This is a genomic window from Streptoalloteichus tenebrarius, from assembly GCF_024171885.1.
GTDB lineage: Bacteria > Actinomycetota > Actinomycetes > Mycobacteriales > Pseudonocardiaceae > Streptoalloteichus > Streptoalloteichus tenebrarius.
In genome coordinates this window covers 250,138-267,926 of sequence record NZ_JAMTCP010000003.1, presented here as the reverse complement: position 1 = coordinate 267,926, position 17,789 = coordinate 250,138, and the positions used below count along the sequence as shown (strand labels likewise).

Here is a 17,789-nt window from a genome sequence, read left to right as displayed (position 1 = left end):
GCCCGACGCGTCTGAGCGTCCGAGGTGGCCGAGGCGCACGACGCGTCCGAGGGCACCGGGGGGCGACCCGGTGGTCCGGCGGACAGGGACCGCCGTCACCAGTGCGCGGGTCGGCGCAGGCCCTGGGGAAGCCGGGTCTTCGCGTCCCCCTTGGCCGCGTTGACCTGCGCCTGGGTGAGGAAGATGCTCCCGGTGAGGTCGGCGCCGGACAGGTCGGCGTCCCTCAGGTCCGCGCCGATCAGGTCGGCGGACCTGAGGTCGGCCCGCCGCAGGTCGGCGGCGATCAGGTAGGCGCCGCGGAGGCTCGCGCCGCGCAGGTTCACCCCGGCCAGTTTGGCCCCGACCAGGTCGGCGCCCCGGTGGTTCTTCCTCCGACCGGGCACCGTCGCCCGCACCAGCTCGCTGACGCGCAGCAGCACCTCGTTGACCTCGGCCCTGAGGGCGGGCACGTCCAGCTTGAGCAGTGACTCCGCGCTCCCCCTGGTGTGCCGTTCGACCGTGTCCAGCGCGCGCTGGAGGTCGCCGCGGAGGGGGCGGGCCGCCGGCAGGTCCAGCGACTCGGTGAGGTACCAGAGCAGCTCGTGGAGCTGGCGCATGACGGGGAACACCGAGAACATCCGCCCGGCCGTGCCCGGCTCGTCGCGCCAGCTCCGCCCGCCGAAGGTGACCTGCGAGACCTTCTGACCCGCCCCGAAGCAGTCGAAGACGGTGCAGCCCCGGAACCCCCGGTCGCGCAGGTGGTCGTGGATGCCGCAGCGGAAGTCCGCGAGCAGGTTCCGGCACGGTGTCCCGGCGGGCTTGTCGACGGCGAAGTCCGACGACGCGGCGAAGGGCAGCGCGACGCAGCAGAGCCCGAAGCAGCGGGAGCAGTCCGCCTGGAGATCGGGACGGCCGCCGGCGGGGGCGGGGGCTTCGCGCTTGTCGGACAACGCCTGGGATCTCCTCGCTGAGGGGAACGCCGCCTGGGCACGGGCGTTCCGAGACCGCCCATTCTCCCCGACGTCGGGACAGCGTCCAGAGTGGACAAGGCGTGCGCGGTGTCCTCGCTCACGCCCAGACGCTGGCCGACCCCAACCCCAACGCACACGGCGACCGCGTCGCCACCGTTCGTACTCAGTGGACTCGTACTCAGTGGACGAACGAATCACGTGCCCCGGCGGGAACCGCAACGACCAGCTCAGGACAGCAGGGCGGCCAGCTCGTCGAGGTCGACACCCACGAGCGAGTCCCGCAGCACCCGCCGCTCACCCGGCTCCACCGGGACCTCGCACGGCACCACCAGCACCGTGCACCCGGCGGCGACGGCGGCCGCCGTGCCGGTCGGCGAGTCCTCCACCGCGACACAGTCCACCGGGGACACACCGAGCAGGCGGGCGGCCTTCAGGTAGGGCTCGGGCAACGGCTTGTTGCGGCCGTCCACCTCGTCGCCGCACACGGTGACGTCGAAGAACTCGCGGCCGATGGTGTCCAACGCCACCTCGGTCAGCCGGCGCTCCGTGGAGGTCACCAACGCCATCGGCACCCCGCTGGACCGCACCGCGCGCAGCGCCTCGAAGGCGCCCGGCCGCCACGGCAGGCCGGCCCGGAACAGCTCGGCGGTGCGCGAGGTGATCCACTCGGCCGCCTCGGCCATGGCCTCCTGGTCGGGTTCCCGCCCCACCTCGGCGAACAGCATGGCCAGGGTGGCGGTCATGTTGGAGCCGACCATCGCGTCCCGGGTGGCCTGCGACAGCGTGCCGCCCAGCCGCTCGGCCAACTCGAAGAGCGGCACGTCCCACAGCTTCTCGGAGTCGACCAGCGTGCCGTCCATGTCCCACAGCACGGCGGCCGGCGGCCTGCGTCCGTCCGATGTGGACAGTCCAGGCACCGCGTTCTCCCCTCGTGTCCTGCCCGGTGGCGGGGCGTCGGCGCGCCCGCCACCGGCGGGCACGATCACGTGTTGAAGTACTTGGCCTCGGGGTGGTGGGCGATCAGCGCGTCCGTCGACTGCTCGGGGTGGAGCTGGAACTCCTCGGAGAGCTTCACCCCGATCCGCTCCGGCTGGAGCAGGTCCACGACCTTCGCCCGGTCCTCCAGGTCCGGGCAGGCGCCGTAGCCCAACGAGTACCGGGCCCCACGGTAACCGAGCTTGAAGAACTCCTCGACGTCCTCGGGGTCCTCCTCGGCCACCGCGCGGCCGGAGGACCAGTGCAGCTCCTCCCTGACCCGCTTGTGCCAGTACTCGGCCAACGCCTCGGTGAGCTGCACGCCCAGACCGTGAACCTCCAGGTAGTCGCGGTAGGCGTCGCTGGCGAACAGCTCGTTGGCGAAGTCGGCGATGGGCTGGCCCATGGTGACCAGGTGGAAGGCGACGACGTCGACCTCGCCCGAGGCGAGAGCGAGATCACGCGGCCGGAAGAAGTCGGCCAGGCACAGCCGGCGGTCGCGCCGCTGCCGGGGGAAGGTGAACCGGCACCGCTCCGCCGCGTCCGGCCGGGGCGCGTCGAGGACCACCAGCGAGTCACCCTCGGCCACGCACGGGAAGTACCCGTAGACCACGGCGGCGTGCGCGAGCACGCCCTCGGTCGCCAGCCGGTCCAGCCAGTACCGCAGGCGGGGCCGGCCCTCGGTCTCGACCAGCTCCTCGTAGGTCGGGCCGGAGCCGCCCCTGGCACCCCGCAGCCCCCACTGGCCCATGAACGTCGCGCGCTCGTCCAGCAGCGTGGAGTAGTCGGCGACCGGGATGCCCTTGACCACCCGCGTCCCCCAGAACGGCGGGTGCGGGATGGGCACGTCCGTGGCCACGTCGGACCGGGCGGGGACCGGCTCGGCCGGGCTCTCCTCCTCGCCCCGCGCCCTGCGGGCCTCGGCGATGCGCAGCGAGCGCTCCCGGCGCGCCTTGCGCTCGGCGATCTTGGCCAGCTCGCGCTCGTCCAGCTCGACCGAGCCGCCGCGCTTCCTGGTCATGATCGCGTCCATCAGGCGCAGGCCCTCGAAGGCGTCCCTGGCGTAGCGGACGTCGCCCTGGTAGATCTCCGAGAGGTCGTTCTCCACGTAGGAGCGGGTCAGGGCGGCCCCGCCGAGCAGCACCGGCCAGCGGTCGGCGACCCCTCGGGAGTTCATCTCCTCAAGGTTCTCCTTCATGATGACCGTGGACTTCACCAGCAGGCCGGACATGCCGATCGCGTCGGCGTCGTGCTCGCCGGCGGCGTCCAGGATCGCGCTGATCGGCTGCTTGATCCCCAGGTTCACGACCTCGTAGCCGTTGTTGGACAGGATGATGTCCACCAGGTTCTTGCCGATGTCGTGCACGTCGCCCTTGACGGTGGCGAGCACGATCCGGCCCTTGCCGGCGGAGTCCGCCTTGTCCATGTGCGGCTCCAGGTAGGCGACGGCCGCCTTCATCACCTCCGCCGACTGGAGCACGAACGGGAGCTGCATCTGGCCGGAGCCGAACAGGTCGCCGACGGTCTTCATGCCGCCGAGCAGCGTGTCGTTGATGATCTCCAACGCCGGCCGCTCGGCCAGCGCCGCGTCGAGGTCGGCCTCCAGGCCGTTGCGCTCGCCGTCGACGATGCGCCGCTCCAGCCGCTCGAACAGCGGCAGCGCGGCCAGCTCCTCGGCCCGCGAGGCCTTCGACGCCTTGGCGGTGACGCCCTCGAAGAGCTGCATGAACCGCTGGAGCGGGTCGTAGCCCTCGCGCCGCCGGTCGTAGACCAGGTCCAGCGCGACCTCGCGCTGCTCGTCGGGGATGCGGGCCATCGGCAGGATCTTGCTGGCGTGCACGATGGCCGTGTCCAGCCCGGCGCGGACGCACTCGTGCAGGAACACGGAGTTGAGCACCTGCCGGGCGGCGGCGTTCAGGCCGAAGGAGATGTTGGAGACGCCGAGGGTGGTGTGCACCTCGGGGAAGCGCCGCTTGAGCTCCCGGATCGCCTCGATCGTCTCGACGCCGTCGCGGCGCACCTCCTCCTGGCCGGTGGAGATGGGGAAGGTCAGGCAGTCGATGATGATGTCGCTGGTCCGCAGGCCCCAGTTGGTCGTGATGTCCTCGATGAGCCGGGTGGCGACCCTGACCTTCCACTCGGCGGTCCTGGCCTGGCCCTCCTCGTCGATGCACATGCCGACGACCGAGGCGCCGTGCTCGCGGACCAGCTCCATGGTGCGGCGGAAGCGGGAGCCGGGGCCGTCGCCGTCCTCGTAGTTCACCGAGTTCACGGCGCAGCGGCCGCCGAGCCGCTCCAGGCCGGCGCGCAGCACCTCGGGCTCGGTGGAGTCGAGCATGATCGGCAGGGTCGAGGCGGTGGCCAGCCGCCCCGCCAGCTCGGCCATGTCGGCGGCGCCGTCCCGGCCGACGTAGTCCACGCACAGGTCGATGACGTGCGCGCCGTCCCTGGTCTGCTGGCGGGCGATCTCGACGCAGTCGTCGAACCGGCCGGCGAGCATGGCCTCGCGGAACGCCTTCGAGCCGTTGGCGTTGGTCCGCTCCCCGATCATCAGCACGCTGGCGTCCTGGTGGAACGGCACCGCCTGGTAGAGGGAGGACACGCCGGGCTCGGGGTGGGGCTGGCGCGGGGTCGCGGGCAGCTCGCGCACGGCCGCGGCGAGCTGGCGCACGTGCTCGGCGGTGGTGCCGCAGCAGCCGCCGACCAGCCGGGCGCCGAACTCGGTGACGAACCCGGCGAGCGCCTCGGCCAGCGCCTCGGGGCCGAGCGGGTACACCGCGCCGTCCGGGCCCAGCTCGGGCAGGCCGGCGTTGGGCATCACCGAGATCGGGACCCGGGAGTGCCTGGCCAGGTGGCGCAGGTGCTCGCTCATCTCGGCGGGGCCGGTGGCGCAGTTGAGGCCGACCAGGTCGACGCCCAGCGGCTCCAGGGCGGTCAGGGCGGCCCCGATCTCGGTGCCGAGCAGCATCGTGCCGGTGGTCTCGACGGTGACCTGGGCGATGATCGGCACCCGACGGCCCTCGGCCGCCATGGCGCGGTGCGCGGCGATGACGGCGGCCTTGGCCTGGAGCACGTCCTGGCAGGTCTCGATGATGACCGCGTCGACCCCGCCGGCCAGCAGGCCCCTGACCTGTTCGACGTAGGCGTCGCGCAACCGGGCGAAGGGGACGTGGCCCAGCGTGGGCAGCTTGGTGCCGGGGCCGACCGAGCCGAGCACGAACCGGCGGCGGCCGGGCTCGCTGAACTCGTCGACGACCTCCCTGGCCAGCCGCGCCCCGGCCTCGGCCAGCTCGTGGATGCGGTCGGCGATGTCGTACTCGGCCAGGTTCGCCAGGTTGGCGCCGAAGGTGTTGGTCTCGACGGCGTCCGCCCCGGCCTCCAGGTAGCCGCGGTGCACCGCGCGCACCACGTCGGGCCGGGTGACGTTGAGGATCTCGTTGCAGCCCTCCAGCCCGCCGAAGTCGTCCAGCGTGAGCGGCCAGGACTGCAACATGGTGCCCATCGCGCCGTCAGCGACGACCACGCGTTCGGCGAGGGCTTCCAGCAGCGGCGACCCGGGACACTCGGACATGGACCCAGAGTAGGGGCATCCCCCGGACGCGCCGCGCCGGTGAAAGATCGCCGTCCAGACAATGGGACGACGCACGAACGGCCGGTGGGGCGCCAGACCCGGCCGGCGGGTCGTAGGCTTGCGCGGTGACCGATCCCGACCTGCGCCCCGGACCCGATGACCCCCCGGCGGACCAGCCGAGGCTCACCAACCCGGTCATGGTGGCGGCGTTCGAGGGTTGGAACGACGCCGGCGACGCCGCCAGCACCGCCGTCGAGCACCTCCAGCTCACCTGGGACGCCACTCCGCTGGCGGAGATCGACCCCGACGACTACTACGACTTCCAGGTCACCCGACCGACCGTCCGCATGGTGGACGGCGTCACCCGGCGCGTGGAATGGCCCACGACGCGCCTGACGGTCTGCCGCCCGCCGGGCGCGGCCTTCGACGTCGTGCTGGTGCACGGTATCGAACCGAACATGCGCTGGCGGAAGTTCTGCGGCGAGCTGCTGGAGCACGTCGAGCGACTGGGTGTCAGCACCGTCGTCGTGCTCGGCGCGTTGCTGGCCGACACGCCGCACACCCGCCCGGTGCCGGTCACCGGCGCCGCCTTCGACGCGGACGCGGCAGCCCGGTTCGGGCTGGAGCACTCCCGCTACGAGGGGCCGACCGGCATCGTGGGCGTCTTCCAGGACGCCTGCGTGCAGGCCGGCGTCCCGGCCATCTCGTTCTGGGCCGCCGTCCCGCACTACGTCTCCAGCCCGCCCTCCCCCAAGGCCACGCTGGCCCTGCTGCACCGGGTCGAGGAGGTCCTCGACCTGGAGGTCCCGCTCGGCGCGCTGCCCGAGCAGGCCGAGGAGTGGGAGCACACGGTCAGCGAGATGGCCGAGGAGGACGAGGACGTGCGCAACTACGTGCGCGCGTTGGAGGAGCGCGGGGACGCCGAGATCCGCCTCACCGAGGCCAGCGGCGACGCGATCGCGGCCGAGTTCGAGCGGTACCTGCGCCGGCGGGGCGGCCGGGGACCCGGCGGCCCCGGTCCGACGGCCGGCCCCACCCAGCGGTGACCCGGCCACCGACGGTGGCGGACGGCTCGACCACGACGCGCGCCCGGCTGGCCGTCCTCGGCCTGTACGCCGGGGGCTTCCTGGGGCCGTTCGGCGGCGGCGTGGTCGCGTCCATGCTGCCCGAGCTGGGGACCGCCTTCTCCGTCTCACCCGGCACGGCGTCGTTGTCGCTGACCAGCTACATGGTGCCGTTCGCCGTGCTCATGCTCTTCTCGGGCACCCTCGGCGAGCGCTGGGGAGCGCGGCGCACCGTGCGCGTGGCGTACGTGGTGTACGTCCTGGCCTCGCTCCTGTGCGCCCTGGCCACGACGTCGACCGTCTTCCTGGCCGGCAGGGCGGTGCAGGGCGCGGCCAACGCGTTCACCACGCCGCTGCTGCTGGCCGCCCTCGCCGGCATCACCCCGCGCGAGCGGCTGGGCCGCACGCTCGGGCTGTTCGCCTCGCTCCAGGCGGCGGGGCAGACGACCGCGCCGCTGGTCGGGGGCCTGGCCGCCGAAGCGAGCTGGCGCTGGGCGTTCGTCGGCGTCGCGTTCGTCGGCGGCGCGCTCACCGCGCTCGGCCTGCCGGACCGGCCGAGGGGAGCCGAGGCCGGAGACGTTGGAGGCGCCGCCCCGACGCCCACGGCCCGACTGCGCACCGCCTGGCGGCCCGCGGTGCTCCGGGTCGGGTTGGTGGCCCTGGCCGGCTGGGGTTGCCTCGGTGGGCTGTCGTTCCTGGTCGCGATGCGGTTGGACGACCACTTCGGGCTCGGCGCCGGCGTGCGCGGGCTGTTGCTGACCGGGTACGGCGTGGTCGGCCTGCTGACCGCCCGGTGGGTCGGGCGCGCGGTGGACCGGGTCGGCGCGCGTCGGTGCGTGCTGACCGGCGCGGGGGTCGGGGCCGTCCTGCTCGTCGGGGTCGGCCTGGCGCCCTGGCTGCCCGTGGTGGCCCTGGCCTGGGCGGTGGCCGGCGCGGCCACCCAGCTCATCCTGGTCGGGCTCAACACGCTGGTGCTGTCCGCCTCCGGGGGCAACCGGGGCGGCGCGGTGTCGGTCGTGCAGGCGTTCCGGTTCCTCGGTGGAGCGCTCGCGCCCACGGCGTTCGTCCCGGTCTACGCCCTCCACCCGGTGGCGGCGTTCCTCGTGCCCGCCGCCGTGGTGGCCCTCACCGCGCCCGTGGCCCTGCCGCACCAGGAGAAGCTGCACCAACGCTGAGCGCCGGTGCTGAGCGAGGTCCCCTCCCCGACCGGGGACACCGGTCGAGGAGGGGACCGAGGGGACCTGAGGAAGCCCGAGGGAACCCGGGGCGACCCGAGGAAACCCCGGGGCGCGCGGAGCCCGGTCAGCCGGCGGCGACCGCCGGCGTCTCGGCGAGCCCGTTCGTCAGCGGCCTCGCCGCCGTCGGGACGGCCGCCGCGTCGGCCGACCCGTCGACCACCGCGTCGACCGTCGTGTCGACCGCCGTGTCGACCGCCGTGTCGTTCGCGGTCGGCGGAGCCGACCGGTCCGCGAACTGGGTGCGGTGCAGTTCCGCGTACCGCCCGTCCAGGGCGATCAGCTCGGCGTGCGTGCCGCGCTCGACGATCCGGCCGTCCTCCACCACCAGGATCTGGTCGGCCGCGCGGATCGTGGAGAGCCGGTGCGCGATGACCAGCGCCGTCCGCCCGGCCAGCGCCTCGGTCAGCGCGGCCTGCACCGCCGCCTCCGACTCGGAGTCCAGGTGCGCGGTGGCCTCGTCGAGGATCACCACCCTCGGCTGGGCCAGCAGCAGCCGGGCGATGGTCAGTCGCTGCCGCTCACCGCCGGACAGCCGGTACCCGCGCTCCCCGACGATCGTCTCCAGGCCGTCCGGCAGCGAGCGGACCAGATCGTCCAGCCTGGCCCGCCGCAGGGCGTCCCACAGCTCGTCGTCACCGGCGTCGGGCCGCGCGTAGCGCAGGTTCGCGGCGATGGTGTCGTGGAACAGGTGGCCGTCCTGGGTGACCACACCGACGGTCTGCCGCAGCGAGGCGAAGCTCAGGTCGCGCACGTCCACACCGGACAGGCTGACGCTGCCCGAGTCCACGTCGTACAGACGGGGCACCAGGGAGGCCAGCGTGGACTTGCCCGCGCCCGAGGAGCCGACCAACGCCACGAGCTGTCCGGGCTCGGCGTGGAGGTCGATGCCGCGCAGCACCTCCTCGCCGCCCCGGCTGTCCAGCACCGCGACCTCCTCCAGCGAGGCCAGCGACACCTTGTCCGCCGACGGGTAGCTGAACCGCACGTTGTCGAACCGCACCGAGACCGGCCCCTCGGGCACCGTCCTCGGCCGCTCCCGCTCCTGGATCATGGGCGGCAGGTCCAGCACCTCGAACACCCGCTCGAAGGAGACCAGGGCCGTCATCACGTCCACCCTGGCGTTGGCCAGCGCGGTGAGCGGCGTGTAGAGCCGGGTGAGCAGCAGCGCGAGCGTCACGACGGTGCCGGCGGCGAGCCCACCGGTCAGCGCCAGCCAGCCGCCCAGCCCGTAGACCAGCGCCAACGCCAGCGCCGACACCAGCGTGAGCGAGGTCATGAAGATCCGCGTGGCCATGGCGTTGCGCACGCCGATGTCCCGCACCCGCTCGGCGCGCGCCCCGAACTCCTCGGCCTCCCGCTCCGGCCGGCCGAACAGCTTCACCAGGGTCGCCCCCGGCGCGGAGAACCGCTCGGTCATCTGGGTGGTCATCGCCGCGTTCAGCGTGGCCGCCTCCCGCTGGAGGTGCGCGATCCGGCTGCCGACGCGTCGGGCCGGCAGCACGAAGACCGGCAGCAGCAGCATGGCCAGCAGGGTCACCTGCCAGGACAGGCTGACCATCACGCCGACGGCCAGCGCGAGCTGGATCACGTTGGTGACCACGCCGGACAACGTGGAGGTGAAGGCGCGCTGCGCGCCGATCACGTCGTTGTTCAGCCGGCTCACCAGCGCGCCGGTGCGGGTCCTGGTGAAGAAGGCGACCGGCATGCGCTGGACGTGCTCGAACACGGCGCGCCGCAGGTCGAGGATGAGGCCCTCGCCGATGCGGGCGGAGAACCAGCGCTCGGCGAGGCCGACGGCGGCGTCGACGACCGCGAGGACGGCGATCACCACGGCCAGCGTGACGACCAGACCGACCTCCCGCCGGCCGATGATCGCGTCGACCACCTGGCCGGCCAGCACCGGGGTGGCGACGCCGACCACGGCGGAGAGCACCGTGAGCAGGAGGAACACCACCAGTGCCCTGCGGTGCGGGCGGGCGAAGGCCATCACCCGCCGGAGGGTGCCCCGTCGCACGCCACGCGGGGCGTCCGCCCGCCGCATGGCGCTGACCATGAGCATCCAGGTCGAATCCACGTTGTCCAGTCCTCCTCGCGCCCGCCCCGAGCACACGTCCCGTGGCACGGACAACGCGGCGGGCAGCGCGCCGCTTCCCTGGTTCACGCTGCGTGAACATCGACCAGGTCACACGGGAACGACGGACGTCGACCGCGGTGCTGGTCGGGCGCGCCCATCATGCCGGTGAGCACCGACATCGCGCGGGGAACAACTGGGGGAACAACGAGGAAGGCGTGCGGGGACCGGAGCGCGACGGGGACCGGCCCTGCGCCGACCGCTGCCCCGCACGGCCCTGCGCCGACCGCTGCCCCGCACGGCCCTGCGCCGACCGCTGCCCCGCACGGTCCCGCACGGTCCCGCACCGATCTGCGCCGACCTGCCCGGCCCCGCCCTTGGCCGGGGCACGGCCAGCGCCGTGGCGGCGCGCGGCCGAGCGCCGTGGTTCGCCCGGACCGGATCGACCCAGCGCGGAACTCGGCGGAGCCGGCGACGCCGCCCACCGGCTCCAGGCCCAACCCGGGCTCGGGCCTCAACCCGGGCTCGGGCTCAGCCTCGGGCGACCGCCGCCGCCAGGTCGGCCAGTCGCCGGGCCTGGGCCGCCCTCTCCGCCGCCCTCTGCCGCTCCAGGGCACCGCCTTCGGCGCCCGTGGCGTCCTCTCCGGCGTCGGCGAGGCTCTCCGCGTGCGCCAGCAGGGCGACGGTCTCCCGCACGGCCCCGGCCGGTGGCCGGAGCAACCGCGCGACGAGGTCGTCGACCGCCTCGTCGAGCTGGTCGGCCGGGACGACCCGGTTCGCCAACCCGATCCGCAGCGCCTCCTCGGCGTCGACCTCGCGTCCCGTCACGCAGATCTCCACCGCCCTGGCGTACCCGACGCAGCGCACCAGGGGCAGGGTGCCGCCCAGGTCCGGCACGATGCCCAGGCTGGTCTCGGCCATGCGCAACCGCGCGTCCTCGGCCAGGACGCGCAGGTCACAGGCGAGCGCGAGCTGGAACCCCGCCCCGATCGCGTGGCCGTGCACCGCGGCGACGGTCACCCGCGCCGGGTCGCGCAGCCACGCGAAGCCCTGCTGGAACTCGGCGATCGTCGCCTCGATCCGGTCGCGCGGCTCGGCGGCCATGGCGAACAGCCCAGGGACGCCGTCGAAGCCCTCCGGGGTGAACAACCGACGGTCCAGGCCGGCCGAGAACGACCGGCCCGCCCCGCGGACCACCACCACGCGCACCTCGGGGCCGAGCCCCTCCCCCACCGCCCGCAGCGCCTCCCACGTCAGCGGGGTCTGCGCGTTGAGCACCTCCTGGCGATCCAGCGTGATGGTCGCCCGGGCCCCCTCGACGTCCAGCCGGACGCCACCACGGGCCAACAGATCCGATTCGATTGTCGAACCCGGCAAGCCGGTCTCCGATTCGATGTCGTAAACGGTTACTTGTTCACTTCTTCTTGGTGCGGGTGGCGCCACCGCGTCCGCGGAGCTGCACCCCTGACTCCGTGAGCACGCGGTGCACGAACCCGTAGGACCGGCCGGTGGACTCCGCCAGCGAACGGATGCTCGCGCCCTTCTCGTACTTCTTCTTCAGGTCAGCGGCCAGCTTGTCCCGCGCGGCGCCGGTAATGCGGGCGCCCTTCTTCAGGTCAGCCACCATGTCCCGCCTTCCTTCCGAGCAGGTCGGGCCACACTCGCGGCCCCTGTCGCCGCAATGATCGAACACGAAAGCCGTAAACGCCAGGCGATCATGAAAAATCATCGGTGCGTGGTCATCGTGTTACCGCGCGCCGATCATCGGGGCAACAAGATCAACAAAACAGCAGCCGGATGTGCGAACCGCGTGCACCGACCGGTTCAGGCGCGTCCCGTCGATCGGGTGGCCGGGTCAGGCCAACTGGACCAGTTCGAGGTAGTCGGCGGACCAGTGGTCCTCGGTGCCGTCCGGCAGCAGGATCACCCGCTCCGGTTCCAGCGCCTCGACCGCACCGGGGTCGTGGGTCACCAGCACCACGGCCCCCTGGTAGCTCCGCAGGGCGTCCAACACCTGCTCGCGGCTGGCCGGGTCGAGGTTGTTGGTCGGCTCGTCCAGCAGCAGCACGTTCGCCGCGCTGGAGACCAGGCCGGCCAGCGCCAACCGGGTCTTCTCGCCGCCGGAGAGCGTGCCGGCCGGCTGGTCGAGCTGCTCGCCGGTGAACAGGAACGTGCCCAGCAGGTTGCGGAGCTGCTGCTCCGGGGCGTCCGGCGCGGCGTGCCGGATGTTGGCCCACACGCTGGCCTCGTGGTCCAGCGTCTCGTGCTCCTGCGCGTAGTAGCCCAGGCGCAGGCCGTGTCCCGCCACGACGCGCCCGGTGTCGGGCTGCTCCATGCCGGCCAGCAGGCGCAGCAGGGTGGTCTTGCCGGCGCCGTTGAGGCCGAGCACGACCACGCGGGAGCCCCGGTCGATGGCCAGGTCCACGCCGGTGAAGATCTCCAGCGACCCGTAGCTCTTGGCCAGGCCCTCGGCGGTGAGCGGGGTGCGCCCGCACGGGGCCGGGTCGGGGAAGCGGATCTTGGCGACGCGGTCGGCCACCCGCTCGGCGTCCAGGCCGGCGAGCAGCTTCTCGGCCCGCTTGGCCATGTTCTGGGCGGCGACGGCCTTGGTCGCCTTGGCCCGCATCTTGTCGGCCTGGGCCATCAGCGCCGAGGCCTTCTTCTCGGCGTTGGCCCGCTCGCGGCGGCGGCGCTTCTCGTCGGCCGCGCGGGCCTCCAGGTAGCGCTGCCAGCCCATGTTGTAGACGTCGACCTCGCCCCGGGTGGCGTCCAGGAACCACACCTTGTTGACGACGGCGTCGAGCAACTCGACGTCGTGGCTGATCACGACGAGGCCGCCGGTGTGGGCCTTGAGGAAGCCCCGCAGCCAGGCGATCGAGTCGGCGTCGAGGTGGTTGGTCGGCTCGTCCAGCAGCAACGTCGTGCCGGACTTGCCGCCGGCCCCCGCCTCGGCCGCGGCGAACAGGATGCGCGCCAGCTCGACCCGGCGGCGCTGACCGCCGGAGAGAGTGCCCAGCTCCTGGGCGAGCACGCGGTCGGGCAGCCCGAGGTTCGCGCAGATCCTGGCCGCCTCGCTCTCGGCGGCGTACCCGCCCAGCGCGGCGAACCGCTCCTCCAGCCGGCCGTAGCGGCGGACGGCGGCCTCCCGCTCCCGGTCGTCGACCAGCTCGGCCATGGCCGTCTGGGTCTTCTCCATGTCGCGCAGCAGCTCGTCGAGGCCCCTGGCGGACAGCACCCGGTCCTTGGCGGTGACGTGGAGGTCGCCCTCCCTCGGGTCCTGCGGCAGGTAGCCCAGCTCGCCGGAGCGGCGCACCTCGCCGCCGTAGGGCTGGCCCTCGCCGGCGAGGACGCGCAGGGTGGTCGTCTTGCCGGCGCCGTTGCGGCCCACCAGGCCGATCCGGTCGCCGGGCTGGACCCGCAGGGTGGCGTCGGACAGCAGGATCCGGGAGCCGGCCCGCAGTTCGAGGTCGGTCACAGTGATCAAGAGAGGACTCCGAGAGATCGTGGCGTCGGGCGGGTAGCGGTATGACGCCCACCGACCGTGACCGGCGGGCTCGCCCCGGGCCTAGTCCGACAGCAGAACCACCACCGGACAGTGTACGGAGGGTGTTCAACGAGTTTTGTGTGCCACCGGTCGCACAACCCCTGGCTACCGAACGGTAACCGGCTCTAGAGTGCCGACATGACGCAGCCCACCCAGGACTTCGCCGGCCGGACCGCCCTGGTCACGGGGGCCAGCAGGGGGATAGGCCACGCGATCGCCGCCGAGCTGCTCCTCAGGGGGGCCAGCGTGACGATCACCGCACGCAAACCGGACGAACTGCGCGCAGCGGCCGACGAACTGGCCGGAACCGTCCCCGACGGGGCGGAGCGCGTGCTGGCGGTGGCGGGCAACGCCGGGAAGGCCGAGGACCGCGCGGAGGCGGTGGAGCGCACGGTCGACCGGTTCGGCCGGCTGGACGTGCTGGTGAACAACACGGGCATCAACCCGGTGTACGGCTTCCTGATGGAGGCCGACCTCGACGCGGTGCGCAAGATCTTCGACGTCAACGTGGTGGGCGCGTTGGGGTTCGTGCAGCTCGCGTGGAAGGCGTGGATGGCGGAGCACGGCGGCGCGGTGGTCAACGTGGCGTCGGTGGCGGGTCTGCGGTCCTCCGGGGTGATCGCCGCCTACGGCGCGAGCAAGGCGGCGCTGATCCGCCTCACCGAGGAGCTGGCCTGGCAGCTCGGCCCGAAGGTGCGGGTCAACGCGGTGGCGCCGGCGGTGGTGAAGACGCGGTTCGCCGAGGCCCTCTACACCGGGCGCGAGGAGGAGGCCAGCGCCGGCTACCCGATGAAGCGGCTGGGCGCTCCGGAGGACGTGGCCCGGATGGTGGCCTTCCTGGCCTCCGACGCGGCCTCGTGGATCACCGGCGAGGTCGTCCGCGTCGACGGCGGGCTGCTGGCCACCGGCACCCTCGGTTGATCACGCCTTCCCGGGTACAGCCCCCACCCGCCCTGGGGGGCACCCCGTGACCAGCCTATCGGCAAGAGGAAGGCCGGGGCGAGACACGAAGATCCACATGTGGATAACTGGGCGGCCTGTGGACAACCTCGCGCACGAGCAGGTGATTTCTTCCCTCCATCGTGCGGTGTCAGGGTGTCGCTGACTCGAACACGACGACCTCGACGCAGCGCGCCCGCTCCGCGGCCTCGTCGAGGACGGAGCGCCGGGGTTCGGGCACGTCGAGGACCCGCTCCTCGGCGCGCGCGAACAACGCGCCGAGGCGGCGGTCCTCCCGCAGCGCGGCCAGGGCGGCGCGGTCGCCGCCGAGCACCACCGCGTCGAGGTCGGCCGCCACCGGGAGCAGCACCCGCGCCGCGGTGTCGGCGGCAGCGCGCAGCGCCTCCCTGGCCTGCCCCTCCCTGCGCCGGGCGAACCGTTGCTGCGACCAACCACCGGCCTTGTTCCTGCCGTGCACTTGGCGCCGGTCGGTGGACGACACCGTCACCCGCCCGCCCTCGGCGACGCCGACGCTGCACCCACCCAGCCTGACCAGCACCAACCCGATCCGCCTTGGCCGCAGTAGGTGGGCGACGAGCGGCGCGACCACCAGGCCCTCATGCTCGCCGGCCGCGACGCCCAGCCCACCGACGCCCAGCCCACCGGTGCCCAGCCCACCGGTGCCCAGCCCACCGGTGCCCAGCCCACTGGCGCCCAGCCCTCCGACGCCCAGCCCTCCGACGTCCGAGCCACCGACGGCCGGCTCACCGAGGTCCAGTCCGCCGAAGGGGACCTCCACCTCGGCGCGGGCTCCGTCCTCGGCGCGCACCTCGACCCGGCTCGCGGTCAGCGTCGTGCCCCGGACACCGCCGTGCCGCGCCGCGAACCGCTCGAACCAGCCGGTCAGCCGCTCCGGCGACACCTCCACCGCCCGGCCGCCGCCCGCGACCTGTCTGGCCCGGCTCATCAGGGCGCGACCGCCACCCACACGGGCAGGGGGTGCCCGCTCTCGGCGGGCGCGAGCCGCTGCACGGCGGCGAACCCGGCGTCGGCCAGCGCGGAGGCGACCTCCTCCTGCGTCAGGACGCGGTGGCGCGTGGAGACCGTGCGCGCGATCTCCCACGCGCCCGCGCGGCGGACGAGCTGCACGACCTCCAGCCCGTAGCAGGAGCCGTCGTCGGACCAGTCCCAGAGCTGCACGGTGACCTGTCGGCGTTCGCCGTGGCCGAGCACGCGGGGCGGCGGCGCGGTCGGGCGCAGCCGGCGCAGGCCGTCCAGCTCCGGCACGGCCGCCACGAACAGGCCTCCCGGCCGCAGGGCGCGCCTGGCCAGGCACAACGTGTCGCCGAGCGCGCCCTCGTGGGCGAGCCGGGGCAGCAGGTCGTCGCCGGCGCGCACGACGTCGACGGGCGCCTCCACCGGCCCGTCGAGCAGGTCGACCAGGTCGACGGTGCGCGCCGGGTCGCCGCCGAGGACGCACTGCGCGACCTCGGCCAACGCGTCAACGGTCTCACCGGCCGGCCGCACGTCGTCCCCCGCTCCCCCGCCGGCACCCCCGCCGTCGAGGGCGGACGGGCGGTCCAGGGCTGAGGCGATCGCGGTCACGCCGCACAGCGTATGGGCCACCGGGTGCGGGACGGCCACGGCCCCGCGCGCGCTCTCGGCTGTCCATTGTGGACTCCGATTCGTCGGTCGGTCGGCGGCCGAACCACCCTAGGGACGCCCCGCGGACGGCCGCAGCACCTGTCCGGGTGATCACCTCGTGGGCTGATCAGAGCACGAACGCGTCCGTCCACAATTGTCCGGTGCGACCGGACAGCGCGTCCATCATGGCCGCCGCCTGGGTGTCGGTGAGCGAGGCGACGAAGTCCACCACGCCCCGGCCCCTGGCCAACGCGCGCACCGCGTCGCGCCCCCTCGGCGCCTCCCCCGTGGCGCCGACCAGCAGCTCCGGGCTGGTCGCGGCCAGGCTCGCGTACTCGGCGCCGGCCAGTTCCACCAGGTCGTGCAGGCGGCGGGGCAGCCGGGACGCCTCGTGCCGGTCGGTGAGCCACTGGTCCAACGCCTCCACCAGCGCGGTGAGCAGGCGCGCCTGGCCCCGCTGGTGCAGCGCGAGGTCGGGCCGGGCCAACACGAAGCGGTGGTGGACGAACTTCAGCACCTGCACCTCGTGCCAGTGCTCGGTGGTGAGCACGACGTGCGCGGCCCGGGGGTGGGGCTCGGCCAGCACGGCGACGCCGTCACACAGTCGGGCGGTCCAGCGCGCGGAGAACTCGGCCACCGCCTGCTCGGTCTCCACCGACCCGTCGAACGGCACGGCGAGCAGGCCGTCCACCAGCTCCTTGCGCACGGTCGACACGGCGGCGGCGAACGCGTCGTCGTCGACCACCCACGAGTCCTTGACGTGCAGCCTGCGGCGCAGCAGCTCCAGGGACCGGCCCGGCCGCCGGGAGTGCGCGACCAGCTCGTCGCGGTCCGCGCCCGCCAGCTCCAGCGCGTCGGCCTGCCACGCGGCCAGCTCGGCCGAGACGGTGGCGTGCTGGAGGACGCCGACCCGGTGGAAGTCCTCCAGGTCGTGGATCGCGTAGGCGACGTCGTCGGCGATGTCCATGACCGCGGCCTCGACCGTCTGCTGCCACGGGTCGATCCGTCCGGTGAACGGGGCGCGGCTCTGGACGAAATCATCCAGTTCGGTGACGTACACCGAGAACTTCGCGGAGCCGGTGCCGGGCATGTCGGCCGGCTCGCCCGCGCCCCGGGGCGGGACGGGCATCGCCCTGGGGTGGGGCTGGGGGTGCGACAGCCTGGTCCACGGGTACTTGAGCGTGGCCGCGCGGGTCGCGGTGGTGAGGTCGAGGCCCGAGGCGGCGGGGCCGCGCACGTCGGTGGTGGTGATGATGCGGAAGGACTGCGCGTTGCCCTCGAACCCGTCGGGCAGGCCGAACCGGTGCCGGGCCAGCCGGTCCAGCACCTGCTCGCCGAGGTGGCCGAACGGCGGGTGACCGAGGTCGTGGGCCAGCGCGGCGGCCTCCACGACGTCCGGGTGGCACCCGCCCAGTCGGTGGAGGAGGACCGCGGTGTCGGGGTCGGCGGTGAGCCGCTCGGCGATCGCCCTGGCGACCTGGGCGACCTTGAGGCTGTGCGTGAGCCGGTTGTGCACGAGCAGTCCGGAGCCGGTCGGGCTGACCACCTGGGTCACACCGCCCAGTCGGGCGAAGAACGGCGAGCTGGCCACCCGGTCGCGGTCGACCCGGAACGGGCTGGCCACCAGGTCGGCGGACACGGGAGTGCGGTGCTCCCCGGTGGAGCGACGCACCGCCCTCGGATCGACCCCGTGATCGCGCATGCCCCGACGGTAGTCCGCCGAGCGGGGGATCGCGGCGCGGGGCTGGTGCGCCCCGTGACCGCCGACGGGAGGGCGGGGGTGACCGGAAGAT

13 protein-coding genes are annotated in these 17,789 nt (G+C 73.7%); 3 read left to right on the top strand and 10 right to left on the bottom strand.

All coding sequences use genetic code 11. From position 1 onward, the window contains the following. Nucleotides 1–95: 95 nt before the first annotated feature. From LX15_RS04880 to metH, 3 genes are all read right to left on the bottom strand, one after another. Nucleotides 96–929 (bottom strand): pentapeptide repeat-containing protein, encoded by an 834-nt coding sequence (locus LX15_RS04880; RefSeq protein WP_253668258.1) that lies wholly within the window; start codon nucleotides 927–929, stop codon nucleotides 96–98. A 248-nt stretch (nucleotides 930–1,177) separates the two neighbouring features. Then, nucleotides 1,178–1,858: an HAD family hydrolase gene (locus LX15_RS04875; protein ID WP_301304053.1), complete on the bottom strand. Its 681-nt coding sequence runs from the start codon at nucleotides 1,856–1,858 to the stop codon at nucleotides 1,178–1,180. 74 nt (nucleotides 1,859–1,932) lie between these two features. Further along, a complete protein-coding gene (gene metH, locus LX15_RS04870) occupies nucleotides 1,933–5,496 on the bottom strand; it encodes a methionine synthase (RefSeq protein ID WP_253668257.1) in 3,564 nt (1,187 codons plus the stop codon). Nucleotides 5,497–5,621: 125 nt separating this feature from the next. Here metH and LX15_RS04865 point away from each other — a divergent pair, with 125 nt between their 5' ends. Then, complete coding sequence (locus LX15_RS04865; protein WP_308213409.1) at nucleotides 5,622–6,542, top strand: PAC2 family protein; 921 nt, start codon at nucleotides 5,622–5,624, stop codon at nucleotides 6,540–6,542. Then, nucleotides 6,539–7,735, top strand: a complete 1,197-nt coding sequence (locus LX15_RS04860) for an MFS transporter (protein ID WP_253668256.1) — start codon at nucleotides 6,539–6,541, stop codon at nucleotides 7,733–7,735. Before LX15_RS04865 ends, LX15_RS04860 begins: the two co-directional genes overlap by 4 nt. 127 nt (nucleotides 7,736–7,862) lie before the next feature. On the opposite strand, the gene LX15_RS04855 is transcribed toward LX15_RS04860, so the two are convergent. From LX15_RS04855 to LX15_RS04840, 4 genes are all read right to left on the bottom strand, one after another. Continuing rightward, the gene (locus tag LX15_RS04855; protein WP_253668339.1) at nucleotides 7,863–9,872 is read right to left on the bottom strand and encodes an ABC transporter ATP-binding protein; all 2,010 of its coding nucleotides are present in this window, start codon (nucleotides 9,870–9,872) and stop codon (nucleotides 7,863–7,865) included. A 528-nt stretch (nucleotides 9,873–10,400) separates the two neighbouring features. After that, the gene (locus tag LX15_RS04850) at nucleotides 10,401–11,216 is read right to left on the bottom strand and encodes an enoyl-CoA hydratase/isomerase family protein (protein WP_253668255.1); all 816 of its coding nucleotides are present in this window, start codon (nucleotides 11,214–11,216) and stop codon (nucleotides 10,401–10,403) included. Nucleotides 11,217–11,283: 67 nt separating this feature from the next. Further along, complete coding sequence (locus LX15_RS04845; RefSeq protein WP_073480963.1) at nucleotides 11,284–11,493, bottom strand: helix-turn-helix domain-containing protein; 210 nt, start codon at nucleotides 11,491–11,493, stop codon at nucleotides 11,284–11,286. Between the two features lie 231 nt (nucleotides 11,494–11,724). Then, entirely contained in the window at nucleotides 11,725–13,353 is a 1,629-nt protein-coding gene (locus LX15_RS04840; protein ID WP_253668254.1) for an ABC-F family ATP-binding cassette domain-containing protein, read from the bottom strand. A 198-nt stretch (nucleotides 13,354–13,551) separates the two neighbouring features. Between LX15_RS04840 and LX15_RS04835 the strand changes: the two genes are divergently transcribed. Further along, nucleotides 13,552–14,334: an SDR family oxidoreductase gene (locus LX15_RS04835; RefSeq protein ID WP_253668253.1), complete on the top strand. Its 783-nt coding sequence runs from the start codon at nucleotides 13,552–13,554 to the stop codon at nucleotides 14,332–14,334. 169 nt (nucleotides 14,335–14,503) lie between these two features. Here LX15_RS04835 and LX15_RS04830 read toward each other — a convergent pair whose 3' ends face one another. From LX15_RS04830 to LX15_RS04820, 3 genes are all read right to left on the bottom strand, one after another. Further along, the gene (locus LX15_RS04830; protein ID WP_253668252.1) at nucleotides 14,504–15,319 is read right to left on the bottom strand and encodes an acVLRF1 family peptidyl-tRNA hydrolase; all 816 of its coding nucleotides are present in this window, start codon (nucleotides 15,317–15,319) and stop codon (nucleotides 14,504–14,506) included. Continuing rightward, on the bottom strand, nucleotides 15,319–15,957 hold the full coding sequence (locus LX15_RS04825; protein WP_253668251.1) for a hypothetical protein: 639 nt from the start codon (nucleotides 15,955–15,957) through the stop codon (nucleotides 15,319–15,321). The genes LX15_RS04830 and LX15_RS04825 overlap by 1 nt, the downstream gene beginning before the upstream one ends. A gap of 166 nt (nucleotides 15,958–16,123) precedes the next feature. Then, the gene (locus LX15_RS04820) at nucleotides 16,124–17,698 is read right to left on the bottom strand and encodes a deoxyguanosinetriphosphate triphosphohydrolase family protein (protein WP_253668250.1); all 1,575 of its coding nucleotides are present in this window, start codon (nucleotides 17,696–17,698) and stop codon (nucleotides 16,124–16,126) included. Nucleotides 17,699–17,789 lie beyond the last annotated feature (91 nt).